General features: G+C 70.5%; 16 protein-coding genes. 11 read left to right on the forward strand and 5 right to left on the reverse strand.

The window, feature by feature from the left end:
- The first annotated feature begins 75 nt into the window (after positions 1–75).
- Positions 76–741: a response regulator transcription factor gene (locus ACZ592_RS33680; RefSeq protein ID WP_471585486.1), complete on the forward strand. Its 666-nt coding sequence runs from the start codon at positions 76–78 to the stop codon at positions 739–741.
- Positions 738–2,201 (forward strand): sensor histidine kinase, encoded by a 1,464-nt coding sequence (locus ACZ592_RS33685; protein ID WP_471585487.1) that lies wholly within the window; start codon positions 738–740, stop codon positions 2,199–2,201. The genes ACZ592_RS33680 and ACZ592_RS33685 overlap by 4 nt, the downstream gene beginning before the upstream one ends.
- A 32-nt stretch (positions 2,202–2,233) precedes the next feature.
- Here the strand turns inward: ACZ592_RS33685 and ACZ592_RS33690 are convergent, their stop codons facing one another.
- The 4 genes from ACZ592_RS33690 to ACZ592_RS33705 form a co-directional block, all read right to left on the reverse strand.
- Complete coding sequence (locus tag ACZ592_RS33690; RefSeq protein WP_471585488.1) at positions 2,234–2,710, reverse strand: MarR family winged helix-turn-helix transcriptional regulator; 477 nt, start codon at positions 2,708–2,710, stop codon at positions 2,234–2,236.
- Between the two features lie 117 nt (positions 2,711–2,827).
- Entirely contained in the window at positions 2,828–3,583 is a 756-nt protein-coding gene (locus ACZ592_RS33695) for an AIM24 family protein (RefSeq protein WP_471585530.1), read from the reverse strand.
- Positions 3,584–3,630: 47 nt separating this feature from the next.
- The gene (locus ACZ592_RS33700; RefSeq protein ID WP_471585489.1) at positions 3,631–4,281 is read right to left on the reverse strand and encodes an AIM24 family protein; all 651 of its coding nucleotides are present in this window, start codon (positions 4,279–4,281) and stop codon (positions 3,631–3,633) included.
- 1 nt (position 4,282) lies between these two features.
- Positions 4,283–4,921, reverse strand: a complete 639-nt coding sequence (locus ACZ592_RS33705) for an AIM24 family protein (RefSeq protein WP_471585490.1) — start codon at positions 4,919–4,921, stop codon at positions 4,283–4,285.
- A gap of 164 nt (positions 4,922–5,085) precedes the next feature.
- On the opposite strand from ACZ592_RS33705, the gene ACZ592_RS33710 reads away from it, so the two are divergent.
- The 9 genes from ACZ592_RS33710 (at position 5,086) to glxA (ending at position 14,746) form a co-directional block, all read left to right on the forward strand.
- Positions 5,086–5,430: a DUF3817 domain-containing protein gene (locus tag ACZ592_RS33710; protein WP_471585491.1), complete on the forward strand. Its 345-nt coding sequence runs from the start codon at positions 5,086–5,088 to the stop codon at positions 5,428–5,430.
- Positions 5,427–5,720: an MTH1187 family thiamine-binding protein gene (locus ACZ592_RS33715; RefSeq protein ID WP_471585492.1), complete on the forward strand. Its 294-nt coding sequence runs from the start codon at positions 5,427–5,429 to the stop codon at positions 5,718–5,720. Before ACZ592_RS33710 ends, ACZ592_RS33715 begins: the two co-directional genes overlap by 4 nt.
- A gap of 380 nt (positions 5,721–6,100) precedes the next feature.
- Entirely contained in the window at positions 6,101–6,772 is a 672-nt protein-coding gene (locus ACZ592_RS33720) for a tRNA-dependent cyclodipeptide synthase (protein WP_471585493.1), read from the forward strand.
- 44 nt (positions 6,773–6,816) lie between these two features.
- Entirely contained in the window at positions 6,817–8,040 is a 1,224-nt protein-coding gene (locus ACZ592_RS33725; protein WP_471585494.1) for a cytochrome P450, read from the forward strand.
- Positions 8,041–8,152: 112 nt separating this feature from the next.
- Positions 8,153–8,863, forward strand: coding sequence for a hypothetical protein (locus ACZ592_RS33730; protein WP_471585495.1), 711 nt, complete (start codon positions 8,153–8,155; stop codon positions 8,861–8,863).
- Positions 8,864–8,892: 29 nt separating this feature from the next.
- Positions 8,893–9,549 carry a DUF4166 domain-containing protein gene (locus ACZ592_RS33735; protein ID WP_471585531.1) on the forward strand — a complete coding sequence of 219 codons (657 nt, stop codon included), beginning with the start codon at positions 8,893–8,895 and terminating at the stop codon, positions 9,547–9,549.
- Complete coding sequence (locus ACZ592_RS33740; RefSeq protein ID WP_471585496.1) at positions 9,546–10,199, forward strand: TetR/AcrR family transcriptional regulator; 654 nt, start codon at positions 9,546–9,548, stop codon at positions 10,197–10,199. The genes ACZ592_RS33735 and ACZ592_RS33740 overlap by 4 nt, the downstream gene beginning before the upstream one ends.
- Positions 10,200–10,921: 722 nt before the next feature.
- Positions 10,922–12,775: a glycosyltransferase family 2 protein gene (locus ACZ592_RS33745; protein ID WP_471585497.1), complete on the forward strand. Its 1,854-nt coding sequence runs from the start codon at positions 10,922–10,924 to the stop codon at positions 12,773–12,775.
- A gap of 3 nt (positions 12,776–12,778) precedes the next feature.
- Complete coding sequence (gene glxA / locus ACZ592_RS33750) at positions 12,779–14,746, forward strand: radical copper oxidase GlxA (RefSeq protein WP_471585498.1); 1,968 nt, start codon at positions 12,779–12,781, stop codon at positions 14,744–14,746.
- A 43-nt stretch (positions 14,747–14,789) separates the two neighbouring features.
- Here the strand turns inward: glxA and ACZ592_RS33755 are convergent, their stop codons facing one another.
- On the reverse strand, positions 14,790–15,812 hold the full coding sequence (locus tag ACZ592_RS33755; RefSeq protein WP_471585499.1) for a glycoside hydrolase family 6 protein: 1,023 nt from the start codon (positions 15,810–15,812) through the stop codon (positions 14,790–14,792).
- Positions 15,813–15,859: the final 47 nt, after the last annotated feature.

Below are 15,859 nucleotides of genomic sequence, written 5' to 3' on the forward strand. Positions count from 1 at the left end.
TCTGGCCGAACGATCCTGAACGCACGCTGAAGCGTCCTGAAGAACTCTTCAGCTTCGCTCTGCCACCCTGAACACATGCGCCTGTTGATCGTTGAGGACGAAAAAAGGCTGGCCCTCTCGCTCGCCAAGGGCCTGACCGCCGAGGGCTACGCCGTCGACGTCGTCCACGACGGCGTCGACGGACTGCACCGGGCGAGCGAGGGCACGTACGACCTGGTCGTCCTCGACATCATGCTGCCCGGCATGAACGGCTACCGCGTCTGCTCCACGCTGCGTGCCGCCGGCCACGACGTGCCGATCCTGATGCTCACCGCCAAGGACGGCGAGTACGACGAGGCGGAGGGGCTCGACACGGGCGCCGACGACTACCTCACCAAGCCCTTCTCGTACGTGGTGCTGGTCGCCCGTGTGAAGGCGCTGCTGCGCCGCCGCGGCTCCGGGGGACCGTCCCCGATCCACACCCTGGGCGACCTGAAGATCGACACGGCCGCGCGCCGGGTCTTCCGCGACGAGGACGAAGTCACCCTCACCGCGAAGGAGTTCGCGGTCCTGGAGCAGCTGGTCCTGCGCACCGGCGAGGTCGTCTCCAAGGGCGAGATCCTGGAACACGTCTGGGACTTCGCGTACGAGGGCGACCCCAACATCGTCGAGGTGTACGTGAGCACGCTGCGGCGCAAGCTCGGCGCCGCCCTCATCAAGACCGTGCGCGGCGCCGGTTACCGACTGGAGGCCCCGCGATGAGGAAGCTGTTCGGCTCGGTGCGGGCCAGGGCCACGCTCGGCGCGAGCCTGGTCGTCGCGCTCGCACTGGTCGCCGCCGGCGCCGCCGTGCTGCTCGCGCTGCGCGCCAACCTCACCGACCAGGCGGACGCGCGGGCCGACTCCACGGCCCGCAAGGTCGCCTCGCAGCTCGCGGCAGACCGGCCCTACGTCGATCTCGACCTGCCGGACGACGAGGAGGAGCCCGTCCAGGTCGTCGACGGCAAGGGCAGGGTGGTCGCGGCCAGCGAGGACCTGGAGAAGATCAGCGGGACGGGCACCGGCGACGTCAAGCCCGCTCCGCGGGCCGGAGACACCGGCGAGGACACCGCCGAGGATGCCGAGGACGCCCGGGAGCGGGCCCGGGAGAAGGCGGAGGGCGACGGCGAACTCGGGGACGTCGACGACGAGAGCGAGTACAGCGACGGCACCGCCACCGTCGACGGCGAGAGCGCCGACTTCCGCTTCGCCGCCGTCGAGGTGAGCACGGAGACCAAGGGCGACCTCACCGTCTACGCGGGCGGCTCGCTCTCCAGTGAACAGAGCGCGGTCTCCACGGCGTTGACGTCCATGCTGATCGGCTTCCCGCTGCTCCTCGCGGTCGTCGCGGGCGTCACCTGGCTGGTGACGCGGCGGGCCCTGCGCCCGGTGGCGGCGATCACCGCGGAGATGTCCGCGATCACCGCGTCGCAGGACCTCGCGCGCCGCGTGCCCGAACCGGCCACGCACGACGAGATCGCCCGTCTCGCCCGCACCACGAACGAGACGCTCACCGCCCTGCAGACCTCGGTGGAACGCCAGCGCCGCTTCGTGGCGGACGCGTCGCACGAGCTGCGCAGCCCCATCGCGTCGCTGCGCACCCAGCTCGAAGTGGGCGCGGCCCACCCCGAGCTGCTGGACGTGGACGGCGCTGTCGAGGACACCGTGCGCCTCCAGGAGCTCGCCGCCGACCTGCTGCTCCTCGCGCGCCTGGACGCGGGGGAGAAGCCGGGCGGGGCGCGGGTCGACCTCGCGGCCTTCGTGCGCGAGGAGCTCTCGCAGCGCACCAGGGACCGGGTCGAGGTGCACGCGGACCTGAAGAGCGTCGAAGTCGCGGGCTCCCGAGGCCAGTTGGCGCGAGTGCTCGGCAACCTCCTGAACAACGCCCAGCGGCACGCGCGCTCCCGCGTCACGGTCACCACCCGGAGCGACGGCACCTGGGCCGTCCTGGAGGTGTCCGACGACGGGAGCGGCGTGCCGGAGGGCGAGCGGGAGCGGATCTTCGAGCGGTTCGTGCGGCTCGACGACGCGCGGACCCGCGACGAGGGCGGGGCCGGTCTGGGCCTCGCCATCGCGCGGGACGTGGCGGTGCGGCACGGCGGCGCACTCGTGGTGCGCCGGGCGCCGTCGGGTGGTGCGCTCTTCGAGCTCCGGCTGCCCTGCCCTCAGTCGTCGGCGGATTGAGGGACGTCGCGGCCGGCCGTGGCGGTTCGGAGCTAGGGCCTGCCGCGCTGGGAGCGCAGGTGTTCCGCGATCGGGGTCAGAGCCTTGCGCAGATCGTCGAGGGCCTCGGCGGAGATGAGGTCGACGAAGTGCTGCCGCACGGAGGCGACGTGGTGCGGAGCCACCTTCTGCATGGTCTCCATGCCCTCCTCGGTGAGGACGGTGTAGAGCCCTCGCCGGTCGGACTCGCAGTTCTCGCGGCGCACCAGGCCCGCGTTCTCCATGCGGGTGATCTGGTGGGACAGGCGACTCTTGGACTGCAGCGTGGCGGCGGCAAGATCACTCATGCGCATCCGCAGCTCTTCCGATTCGGAGAGATACACGAGAATGTCGTAGTCGTTCATGGTCAGGTTGAACGGCTGAAGGTCCTTTTCGAGCTGATACGTCAGCATCCTGTTGACCTCCACGTGGGTGCGCCAAGCGCACTGTTCCTCGTCGGTCAGCCACTGCGGGGCCGTCTCGGTCTCCATGGAATCGATTCTACCTAAGAAGTTGAAAGGTGAACGAATGGTGGGATGTGACGCGCCTCGCATCCCCCGCTGGCGGAGGGGCACAGGCGTTCGCCGTCACACTCCGCAGACTACCGCTCACAGCCCGAAGCGACGCTGGAGGTCCCCCAGTTGTCCGGGAAGGCGCGGTGCCCCGGGCTGCTGACCCGGTTGCCCCGGAGTGCCCCGTCCGCCGGGTACGCCCGCCTGGTGCGGCACCTCTCCCGCTGCCCGCTCGGGCATCAGTGCCTCCGTGGACTGGAGCAGGACCGTCCCCGCGCCCACGAACTCGAACTGGTGCTCCTCGCCGGAGGATCCGCCGATGCCGGTCAGTGCCCGCACGCCTCCGATCACGCCGGTGAGGTATCCGTGGTCGTAGTGGTGGCACGGTGAGGGGCAGTCCGCCCAGCCCACGAGCGCCTGCGGATCGACGCGGATCGGCGGCTCCATGAAGACCACCGGGCCGTTCGACGCGGCGACGAACTTGCCCGTGCCGATGAGTGTCAGAAACCCCGGAACGATCGATTGCTTCAGTGCGAGAGTTGGCTGAAAAGCGAGGAGGTTGCCGGAGCGAATGGTCAGGTTGCCCTCGTCGAGGTCGTACGAATTCACGTCGAAGGCCCGGTCGGCGAGGAGCATCTTGCCCTGGCCGTCCGCCACGACCCAGTCGCTTGCGTGCAGCGGCGAATGGAAACTCGTCCGCACCAGACGGTCCAGGCGGCCGTGCCCGATGCCGTTGAAGTCGATTCGCCCGTAGTAGGCGATCATCTTGCCCTTCTGCAGGAACCACTGGCTTCCCTTGAGCTCCACGCAGAAGGTGTACGCGTTGACGTTGTCGTCGCTCGGCAGCGTCATCGGGTCGAAGACGGCCGGCGCCCCCGCGGGGGTCGAGACGTTCGGATTCACAGCTTCTCCTCCGAAGCCTGGACGTACACCGCGCCGCTGCCCGAAAGCTCCAGCTGGAAGGCCTCTCCGGAGCCGCGGCCCACCATGTCGCGCCAGCCGAGCGCCGTGGAGAGCTTGTTGCGCACCTCGCCGTGGTGCGCGACGTACGCCTGCGGGTCGACGTGCACCGGGCGCTGCGGGGTGATCGGCACCTCGATGACGCCGCCGTGCGCCATGACGGCGACCGCGCCGTGGCCCTTCAGGGTCGTGGTGAACAGGCCCTGGCCGCTGACCTGGCCGCGGACCATGCCCATGACGCCGCCCTGCGAGCCCATGAACATCGTGCCCTGCTGGAGCGTGCCGTCGAAGGCGAGCAGCCGGTCCGCCTCCACGTACAGGGTGTCTCCGGAGAGGCCGATCACCTGGATGTGGTGGCCGCCGTGCCCGAACAGGACCGTGCCGCTGCCCTCGACGGTCATCAGGGGCGTGGCCTCGCCCGCGACCCGGCGCCCGAGCATGGAGGCGAGGCCGCCCTGGCCGCCCTGGAGGTTGGGTGTGAAGGAGACGTTTCCCTTGTAGGCGAGCATCGCGCCGCGCTGGCTGAAGATCTTGGCGCCCGGCTGGACCGTGGCCTCGATCATCTTCGAGTTGACCTCTCGGAAGGGCATCTCAGACGTCACCCCCGATCGTGGTGCGCTCGCTGGGCTGCACGTAGACGAGACCGTCGCCCTCGAAGCGGATCTGGAAGGCCTCGCCGCCGCCCTCGCCCATGAGGGTGCGGAAGGTCACGCCGGACTGGAAGCTCTGGTGGACGTCCCCCTGGTGGGCGATGTACGCCCCCGGGTCGACGGTGAGCGGGTACTGCCGTGAGACGCGCAGCACCACCGCGGGACCGTCGGAGACGATCGCCGCCTGTCCCGTGCCCTCGACGGTCGTCGTGAACAGGCCGTTCCCCTGCGTCGCGCCGCGCAGTCCCGTGAACGTGGTGCCGGTGCGCAGGCCGGCGTCGGTGCAGAGCAGATTGCTCGCCTCGACGTGCAGCTTCTCGCCGCTCAGGCGCACCAGGTTGATCTCCGTGGCACGGTCGGCGAACCAGCAGGTGCCGTGCCCCTTCACCTCCATCACCGTCAGCTGCTCGCCGGTGACGCGGCGGGTCACCATGCCGCGGATGCCCTCACCGCCGCCGGTCATCTTCTTGAAGGCCATCTGGCCGTCGTACGCGACCATCGAGCCGTTCTTCGCCTTCACCGCGTCGCCGGTCATGTCGACGGCGAGCACTCTGCTCCCTTGGAGCCGGAACGTAGCCACGAATCGACGGTAGCCGCCGCGTACCCACCCAGAACAGGGTGAAGGCCCCTGAGCGAACCCGGAGAACACCCCGATGTCACAATGGGGGTCGCTTGTGCGCCCGTTCACAAGATCGCCGCCGAGCCCCCGCCTGCGCCCGCCGCCCCACTCACCGAAGGTGACCCGTGGACATCAAGACCGCTTCCGCACTCCGCCGCCTCCGCCTGGTCTCGGCCCCCGAGGCCGTCTCCTTCCTGCTGCTGCTCGTCTGCTCGGTGCTCAAGCGGACCACGGAGTTCAACGCCGTGCCGGCGATGGGCATGATCCACGGCGTCCTCTTCGTGCTCTACGTGGTGTTCTGGCTCGACGCCTGGAACCGCACGAAGTGGGACCTCAAGACCGGGGCCCTGTACTTCGTCCTCTCCGTCCTGCCGACCGGCGGCTTCTTCGCCGAGCGCAAGCTGAAGCACGAGGCCGAGTCCGCCGTGATCGCCTCGCGCGCCCGCAAGGAAGGGGTCGTGAACGCATGATCGTCGCCTTCTCCGTGACCCCGCTCGGGGTCGGCGAGGACGTCGGTGACTACGTCGCCGACGCGGTCCGCGTGGTCCGGGAGTCCGGGCTGCCGAACCGCACCGACGCCATGTTCACCTCCGTCGAGGGCGAGTGGGACGAGGTGATGGACGTCGTCAAGCGCGCCGTCGCCGCGGTCGAGGCCCGCGCCCCGCGCGTCTCCGTCGTCATGAAGGCGGACATCCGCCCCGGCGTGACGGACGGCCTCACCTCCAAGGTCGAGACGGTGGAGCGCCACCTGTCCGCGTAGGACCACCGGGGCAGTTCCTGCCCGACGGCCCGCCGCCCGCCGTGCGCGGCGGGCAACCGCACGCCGCGCCGAATCCGGCGCGGCGTGTTCGTGTGTGCGCCACCTGACCGCCCCACCGGTCCGTCCCGGTGGTGCGCCCCGGTCGTCCGCCCCGGTCGTCCGCCCCGCGTCCGGCAAGTGACAGATGGCAAGTGCGGGTGGCGCGTGCGGGGAGCATGGAGGGGGCGCGCGACCCGGCCGTCAGTTACTCAGCGTCATACCTTCGAGGCGTTGACGGCATTCTCATCACTCTGCGTGGGTAGCCAGCGGCATATGCGGATGTATGCCTGCGAGGAGTGATGGTGACCCACGGCCAGTCGAGGACCCTGACGGATCGACGCGTGAGGGTCATACCGTTCGGCACCGGCAGCGAAGCGATCCTTCAACGGGGGGATCACGCGCTGTTCGGGGTGAGTACGGGCAACAGTTATTTCAGCCGCCAACGGCTGTCCGAGGCGATGGTGTGGGCGGCGGAGCGCTTCGCCGTCGTGGACGTGGTGCACGCGGACGTCGCCCTTCAGGCGATGCTCGAAGCCTTCGGCTACGAACGCCCCGCCGCGCGCAGGAGCGTGAGCAAACAGCTGCGCGGCGTGCGGCGGCGCGTCGACGGCGCCCTCGCCGACCTCGGCGCGACGGCGGAGCGCGTACGGGCCCGGCCCCTGTCCGCCTTCCTCGACCAGCCCGGCTACCAGGAGGTCCTGGCGCGGACCCGGACGGCCCTGCGGACCGACACGGAGCTGCGGTCGGTGCGGGACGCCATGGCGTACCAGTTCCTCGTCAAGCGGCTGCGGCCGAACGCTTCGCCCACTCCCGCCCAGGTGCAGGCGGCGCTCACGTACGTGGACGCGGAGCTGCCGTTCTTTGTCGACACGCCCCGGATCCTGGGCGTCGCCTCGTCCGTCCACTGCTACCACACCGTCCTCTCGCTGGGCGATCTGCTGTTCAGCGAGCGGCAGACAGGGCTGCGCCCTGCCGAGACCCAGGGCTACGCCGTCGTCGCGTGCCAGGACTGACCCCAGGAGGGCTCCTGCGGGCCCTTGGAAGAGAGCAGATCGCCATGGCATCCACCAGCACCGAAGCCTCCCAGCCGTACGCGGACGTCGAGTGGCCGCTGTCCCGGCGCGGCGACATCGTCCCCGCCGCGTGCACACGCCTGCGCGAGGAGAGCCCTGTCGCGCGGATCCGGACCCTCACGGGCGACGACGCCTGGCTGGTCACCAGCCACGCGCTGGCCCTGCGGGTCCTCGAGGACGAACGCTTCAGCCTGCGCGACACGGCGGCTCCCGGCGTGCCGCGCCAGTACGCGCTGACGATCCCCCCTGAGGTCGTCAACACCATGGGCAACGTCAACAGCGCCGGCCTCCACCAGGAGGTGCTGCGCGCCTTCGGACCCCGCTCCGGTCCCGCGTCCGCGGAGTGGATGGCCGAGCGGGCGCACGAACTGGTCGACGCCATGGTCGAGGAAGGGGCCCCCGTCGACCTGCGGCAGCGGTTCGCCGAGCCGTACTCCGCCGCCCTGGTCTGCAAGGTGCTCGGACTGCCGTACGAGGACGGGCTGCGGCTCATGTCCGGCCTGGACCTCGGCTTCGTCACCAGTCCCGTCGCCTACGAGGGCTGCACGGCCAACTGGGACAAGGACTACGCCTACGTACTGCGCCAGGTGTGCGCCGACCGCGGCGACCAGCAGGGCCTGATCAGACGGCTGTGCGAGCTGCGCGACGATCCGGAGCGCGACGGCGGCGACCTGACCGACGAGATGCTCGCCGCCACGGTCACCTCGCTCTTCGGTGCAGGCGCCATGAGTACGTACGTGTTCCTGCTGCACGCCGTGCTGACGCTGATCCAGCACCCGCAGGCGATGCGCCGCCTGAGGGAGCGGCCCGACGCGATGCCCCGCGCGGTGGACGAGCTGATGCGGTGCACGCTGTCGATCGGCGACGGGCTGCCCCGGATCGCCCGCGCCGACGTGCGGTTGGGTGACGTCCTGGTGCGGGCGGGAGAGCTGGTGCTCGTCTGCGTCGAGGGGGCGAACTTCGACCCCGGTCAGTTCCCGGATCCCGAGCGGTTCGACATCGACCGCTCGCCCGCCACGCACCTCTCGTTCGGGGCGGGCCGCCACTACTGCCCCGCCTCCGCGATCTCCCGGGTGCACGCCGAGAAGGCCCTGACCGTCCTCCTCGAACGCCTCCCGGATCTGCGGCTCGCGGTGCCCGTCGATCAGCTGGTCTGGCGCACGGGCAACATCAAGCGGGTCCCCGAGAGGCTGCCGGTTCTGTGGTGAGGCCGCTCACGGACTCCTGCCCCCTTTCGACTCGCGACTTGAGCGAGTGCTCAAACACCAGTACCTTCTGTTTGAGCACTCGCTCAAAAAGACGCTGACGTGGGGGTTAACCGTGAGCCTGTACATCGAGGCACGGATACGCGCCGATCTCGACGACCTCTGGGCACGCACCCAGGAGCCCGGCCGGCACCAACGCTGGGACCTGCGTTTCACCGAGATCGACTACCTGCCGTGCCGGGAGGGGGAGCCGCAGCACTTCCGGTACGCCACGCGCGTACTGCCGTTCCTGACCATCGCCGGCACCGGAGTGTCCGCGGGGGAGAAGCGGCGCTCCGACGGCACCAGGACCTCCGCCCTGCGCTTCGCCTCCCCGCACCCGCTCTCCCTTCTCAAAGAAGGCAGCGGCTACTGGCGCTACGTACCGACCGAGGACGGCGACGGCATCCGCTTCCTCACCGGCTACGACTACCGCCCGCGCTGGGGCCGCCCCGGGCGGATCGCCGACCGCGTCCTCTTCCGCCCCCTGATGGGCTGGGCCACCGCCTGGTCCTTCGACCGTCTGCGGCTCTGGCTGGAGCGGGACATCACCCCCGAACGCGCCCTGTGGAACGCCGTCGCCGAGACCACCGCCCGCGTCCTGTGCGTCGTGGCCGCCGTCGCCCTCGTCCCCATGCTGGCCCTGGCCACGGCGGCGCTGATGCTGGTCCTCCCGCCCCTGCCCACGACCCCGGCCGCCCGCCGCTGCCTGCGCACCCCACCGCAACGCTCCCGCTCCCCGCGCATCCTCGGCACCCTCGCCCCGGCCAAGGAGCAGCACTCGTGAAGCAGCCCGCATCGATCTTCCGCACCGTGATGGGAGCCGACTTCGAGCGGCTGCACCCACAGCTCCGGCGCCGGTTCTCCGTCGGCCTCGCGAGCGGTGAGGCCTGCACGGGCCGGGGCGTGATGGACCGCGTCTGGCACGGCCGGGGCTTCGTGAGGCCGTTCCTCGCGCTCGGCGGCACCCGCAACATCCTCGTCCCGCGCCAGGGCAGGAACGTCCCCTTCGTCATCGAGAACGTGCCGTACACCGACACGTACGGCCGTGAGACGGTGACCTTCGTGCGCACCTTCGACCTGCCCGGCGGACCCCGCCGCTTCGACGCCCAGATGGTCCTGAGCCCCCAGGGCGACCGCGTGCTCGACTACCTCGGCACGCATCAGCACCTCGCCAGCGACCTGCACTTCACGGCGGAGCCCGACGGCTCGCTCCTGATCCGCTCCGGAACGCACCGCTTCCGGGAGGGCCCGGTGGACTGCCGCGTCCCCGAGCTGATCGGCGGCGACGCCGAGGTGCGCGAGTCCTACGACGACGCGACCGGCCGCTTCCGCATCCGGGTCCGCGTCACCAACCGCCGCTTCGGACCGCTCTTCGGCTACGAGGGGTCCTTCGCGGCGACGTACGACGACGTCCGCAGCTGCGGCGTGCGGCCCGGACTCCGTCCGGTTCGCGAGGAGGCGCGCGCGTGAGCGCGGCCAAGGACCCGGCCAAGAGTCAGGAGACGCGGACCAAGCTCCTCCAAGGGGCCCTGCGGACGCTCACGGAGCAGGGCATCGCCAAGACGTCGGCGCGCAGCATCGCGGCCGCCGCCGGGGTCAACCAGGCGCTGGTCTTCTACCACTTCGGCTCCGTCGACGAACTCCTGGCGGCGGCGTGCCGACACGGTACGGAGCAGCGGGTCGCCCTCTACCGGGAGCGGCTCGCCACGATCGATTCCCTCTCCGGACTGCTCGCCTTCGGGCGCTCGATGCACGAGGAGGAACGCGAGGCGGGACACGTCGCCGTCCTCGGCCAGCTGCTCGCCGGGGCGCAGACCCAGCCGAGGCTCGCGGCGGCGACGGCGGCGGGGCTCGCCCTCTGGATCGAGGAGATCGAGCAGGTCCTGGTCCGGGTGCTCGCGCCGTCCCCGCTCGGGGAGTTCGTGGATCCGGTGGGGCTTGCCCGGGCGGTGGCGGCGTCCTTCGTGGGGCTTGAGCTGTACGAAGGGGTCGACGCGGAGGGTACGGAGCGGGCGCTCCAGGCCCTGGACCAGTTGTCCGTCCTCGTCACGGCGGTCGAGGACCTTGGGCCGCTGGCCCAGCGGGCGGTCCGGCACCGGCTGCGCCGGGCCGGGTCGTGACCCAGCCCCACCGCTTCGCGGCGGATTTCGCGGCGGACGGGGTCGTGTTGCGGCTGCGGGTTCGTCGTCGCCGTTCGCGCAGTTCCCCGCGCCCCTAAAGACCCACCCGCCGTTGCGGGGCGCGCTGCGTGTGTGGGTGCGGGTTGGTTGTGGCTGGTCGCGCAGTTCCCCGCGCCCCTTAAAAGCCCACCCGCCGTTGCGGGCCGCGCTGCGTGTGTGGCTGCGGGTGCGTTGTGGCCGCTCGCGCAGTTCCCCGCGCCCCTGAAAGCGACAGCGCGCCGCTCCCGCGCTCCTGAAAGCGACAGTCCGCTGCCCTCGTACCCCTGAAAGCGACAGTCCCCGCCCCCACGCCCCTGAAAGCGACAGCGCGCCGCCCTCGTACGCCTGAAGCGCTCGCGCTGAAAAGCCCCACCGGGCCGCACCCGCGTACGCGCCCGAGGGGCCGCGGGTAAACGCCCCACCGGGCCGCAGCCACCCAACCGGCCCGAGGGGGCGCGGGGGTATGTGCGCACGGAGCACCGAGGAAACAATGGCGTCTTTGTTCGTGCAGCGTGGCGCAGGGATAGTGAGTACGTACATACCCCCGCGACCCCGCCCCACAGACGAACCCGAGGCGACACCAGCCCAAGGTGCCCCCACCGCAAACCCGCTCAAACCGCCCACCATAAAACCGCTCGCACGGGCGTACCCGGTTCGACACGCCGACGTATCTCCACTTTTGTATGGGTATCGGCTCGTTCGATCACCAGAACCTGGAGGGCGCTGTGCGGCAGCCGGAGGGCTACGACTACGAGACCCACAGCACGCTCGCCGGTCCGCTCACAGAGCCGGCCGGCGAAGGCGGCAGTGACGCCGGAAGGTACCGGGTCCAGTACCGCAAGCTCCTGGCCGGCGAGCCCCACCGAATACGCGCCGTACTCCTCATGACGCTGGCCCCCCTCCTCACGGGCCTCCTCCTCGTCTACCTCGTCTGGCCCACCCACTGGACCGAGCGCGAGGGCGCCGACCGCTGGCTGATCGGCCTGGACGTCACGATGCTCGTCGCGATCGGGCTGATCGAGCTCTTCATGCTCGTCAACGTCATCTCGATCGCGCACGCCACGATGGTGGCGAGGGACCCGATCCCCGTCGTCCCCGAGCCCGGCACCCGCGTCGCGTTCCTCACCACGTACGTGCCCGGCAAGGAGCCCCTGGCCATGGTCCGGGCGACCCTCGAAGGCGCCGTCCGGGTACACCACCCGGGCCCCCTGGACGTCTGGCTCCTGGACGAAGGAAACAGTCCCGAGGCCAAGGCCCTGTGCGAAGAGCTCGGCGTACGGCACTTCACGCGCAACGGCGTGCCGGAGTGGAACCGCAAGAAGGGCCCGCACAAGACCCGCACCAAGCACGGCAACTACAACGCCTGGCTGGCGATGCACCACGCCGACTACGAATTCTTCGCGTCCGTCGACACCGACCACGTCCCGCTGCCCAACTTCCTTGAGCGGATGATGGGGTACTTCCGCGACCCGGACGTCGCCTTCGTCGTGGGCCCGCAGGTCTACGGCAACTACACGACGCCGGTGACCAAGGCCGCCGAGTCGCAGCAGTTCCTCTTCCACGCGCTGATCCAGCGCGCGGGCAACCGCTACCGCGCCCCCATGTTCGTCGGCACGAACAACGTCGTGCGGATCAGCGCGCTGACCCAGGTCGGCGGCCTGTACGACTCGATCACCGAGGACATGGCGACGGGCTTCGAGCTGCACCGGCACCGCAACCCCGACACCAGGCGGCACTGGCGCTCGGTCTACACCCCGGACGTGCTGGCCGTCGGCGAGGGCCCGGCCTCCTGGACGGACTTCTTCACGCAGCAGATGCGCTGGTCGCGCGGCACGTACGAGACGCTGTTCAAGCAGTACTGGAAGGCGCCGTTCACGATGCCGCCCGGGCGTCTCTTCTCGTACTCGCTGATGCTCGTGTACTACCCCATGACGGCGGTCAACTGGCTGCTCGGCATCCTGAGTTGCGTGCTGTTCCTCTGGTTCGGGGCGAGCGGCACGCAGGTCGCCGCGTCCGTGTGGCTGATGCTCTACAGCGATGCGGCGGCCCTCCAGGTCGGCCTCTACCTCTGGAACCGCAGGCACAACGTGTCCCCGCACGAGCCGGAGGGCTCCGGCGGCCTCGCGGGCATGGCGATGTCGGCGCTGTCCGCACCGATCTACGCCAAGTCGCTCGGCTCGGCGCTCCTGCGCCGCCCCAGCCGCTTCGTGGTCACGCCCAAGGGCGGTGACGCGAGCCCGGACCGGCTCATGACCTTCCGCATCCATCTCTTCTGGGCGGTGGTGCTCGCCGGTTCGCTGGCCGCCTCCTTCGTCCTGGACCACACGCACGTGGCGATGCGCACCTGGGCGGTCCTCGCGATGGTCATCTCGCTGGCGCCGGTCACGATCTGGGGCTGGACGCTCGTGAGGGAGCGCAAGGCGCGCGGCGCGCGCAAGGAGGCCCGTCAGGAGCGGCCCGCGGGGCTGCGGGACGAGGCGGCGGAGGGTGAGCCGGAGCCGGCCTTCGCCACCGGCACGACGACAGGAGGGAACTGACCCATGGCCTACCGCCCCTCGAAGCGCACCAGGAAGACGCTCATCGGAGTCGGAGCGGGCGTCCTGCTCGTGGGCCTGAACGCCCCCGCCGCGCTCTCCTTCGCCGAGGACCAGTACTACGCGTACAAGATCTCCCGGCCCGGCTACAAGGCCAAGTACGGCTCCTGGAAGCAGCTCGACATCCCCGACGAGTTCCGTACCAACGCCATCCACGCCGCGCTGCTGCACACCGGCAAGGTGCTGATCGTCGCCGGCTCGGGCAACGAGCAGAAGAAGTTCGACGCCGGGTCGTTCGACACGGTCCTCTGGGACCCGAAGAACGACACCTTCAAGAAGATCGACACACCCGAGGACTTCTTCTGCTCCGGGCACGCCCAACTCCCCGACGGGCGGCTCCTGGTGGCGGGCGGCACCGCGCGCTACGAGCTGCTGGACGGGGAGGTGGAGCGGGCCGGCGGCGGCATGCGGGTGAAGAACGAGAACCCGGACAAGCCGGTGGTCCTCAAGAAGGGCACCACGTTCCGCTCGCCGTCCGGGATCGAGTACGTCAGCAAGTTCGACGTCGAGGTCCCGAAGGCCAAGCGGGATTTCGAGATCACGTACTCCAAGTCCGGTGTGATGCAGCCCTGGAAGACGAAGGTCAAGGCGAGCGAGGCGCGCGTCTTCGTGGAGGCGGCCCAGCAGGGCCAGCAGTCGGTCACCGAGAAGTCGGCGCAGTACGAGATCGAGGGACTGACCGGCGAGGAGGCCGACAACACGTACGGCATCGCCGAGAAGATCGACATGGAGAAGCAGGACTTCCAGGGGATCAAGGCGGCGTACGAGTTCGACCCGAAGGCCGAGAAGTACGTGCCGGTCGAGCCGATGGACAAGGCCCGCTGGTACCCGACGCTCGTCGGCCTCGAGGACGGCAAGGTGCTCGCGGTCTCCGGCCTCGACGACGTGGGCGTGATCGACCCGGGCGACAACGAGATCTACGACCCGAAGACGAAGAAGTGGACGGACGGGCCCAAGCGGTACTTCCCGACCTACCCCGCGCTCTTCCTGACCAAGGGCGGCAAGCTCTTCTACCCGGCGTCGAACGCGGGCTACGGACCTGCCGAGAAGGGCCGCGAGCCGGGCCTGTGGGACCTGGAGACGAACAAGTTCGAGAAGGTCCCGGGCCTGGAGGACCTCGACCAGACCGAGACGTCCGCGTCCGTGCTGCTGCCGCCCGCGCAGGACCAGAAGGTGATGATCATGGGTGGCGGGGGCGTGGGGGAGTCGGAGAAGTCGACGCCCCGCACGGCCGTGATCGACCTCAAGGAGGACAGCCCGTCCTTCAAGACGGGACCTCAGCTCCCGCAGGGCACGCGCTACTTGAACAGCGTCCTCATGCCGGACGACTCGGTGTTCACGTCCAACGGCTCGGGAAACTACCGGGGCCGCAGCGCGAGCAACATCCTCAAGGCGCAGTTCTACGACCCGAAGGCCAACGCCTTCCGCGACGCGGCCTCGCCCAAGGTAGGCCGCAACTACCACTCCGAGGCGCTGCTGCTGCCCGACGGACGCGTCGCCACGTTCGGCTCCGACCCGCTCTACGACAACGAGCAGAACACCAAGCTCGGCCACTTCGAGCAGCGCATGGAGATCTTCACGCCGCCCGCGCTGCACAAGGGCGGCGCGAACCGCCCGGTCCTCGGCGAGGGCCCGGAGCGGCTCGCGGCGGACGGCCGCGCGACGTTCCGCACCGACCACCCCGAGAACCTCGCGTCCGCCCGTCTGATGCGCCCGAGCGCGGTGACGCACACGACCGACGTCGAACAGCGGTCCATCGCCCTGAAGCTCAGCAAGGGCAAGGGGTCGGTGACCGTGGACGTGCCGAGGGACGACGCGGCCCTGGTGCCGCCGGGCTGGTACATGCTGTTCGTGACCGACAAGGACGGCACGTCGTCGGAGGCGAAGTGGATCCACGTCGGCGAGAAGGGCTGAGCGGTGGATCCATGTCGGTGAGGACGGCCGGGCGTCCGGGCCGTCAGGCCGCTTTGGCGTTGCGCGCGAGGCCCAGCGCGTAGTCCGGCCACCACTGCCCGGCCGCCGGGCCGCCCCGGCACGGGCCGTCCGAGTCGCCGGGACGCTTGATCCACAGGACGGCGTCGAGCAGCGGGTCGCCCGTGCGGTCGGTCGGCGGGGTGCCGAGGCCGCGGCCCGGCGGGTTGCACCAGGCGTCCGCACGGTCGCCCGCCAGCGGGCCCCTGCCGTTGCGGCTGGTGTCCATGACGAAGTGCTTGCCGCCGACGGTGGCCGACAGCGTGCGCCCGTACGCCGTGGTCGTCGCGTCGCTCTGGAAGTTGGAGACGTTCAGCGAGAAGCCGTCGGCCCGCGTGACGCCCGCCTTCCGCAGCGGCTCGCCGAGCTTGCCCGCGTCCGAGATCCAGCCCGGGTTGCCCGCGTCGAGGTAGACCTTCGCCCTCGGCTGCCGCTTCAGCCGCTGGATCGCCTCGGAGAGCAACCGGTAGCGGTCCGCGTGGTACTCGGCCGGGGTGCAGCCGTCCACGATGTGCGGGATCGCGTCGGGCTCCAGGACGACCAGGGCGGGCGCGTCGCTGATCGCCCTGGCGAAGCCGTCCACCCAGTTCCGGTAGTAGTCGGCGCTGCCCGCGCCGCCCGCCGAGTGCTGGCCGCAGTCGCGGTGCGGGATGTTGTAGGCGACGAGGACGGCGGTGCGCCCCTCCTTCGCCGCGCCCCGCGTCGCCTCCTGGATGTCGGGCGCCGGGTCGTCCCCGGCCGGCCACACGGCGACGGGCTGCTCGGAGATGCGCTTGAGGGCCTGCGCGTCCTGCGCCCTGCCCTGCTCCTCCCACTGCTTGACCTGGCGTGCGGCGGCGCTGTCGGGGTCGACCCAGAAGGCGCCCTCGGGCGCCTTGGACGCTTCGGTGGAGGGCCCGCGCACGGCGGACGACTCCCCGCCGTCCCCGGAGTCCGATGAGCAGCCCGCCGAGAGCCCGAGGGCGGCGAGGGCCGCGAGTGCCGTGAACGTGCGGAGCAGCCGGTGCATCCAGCCCCCTTGGGCGACGGTGACGGTGTCTTTCGGTGACGGTCAGT

Source organism: Streptomyces sp. NPDC040622, assembly GCF_055593965.1.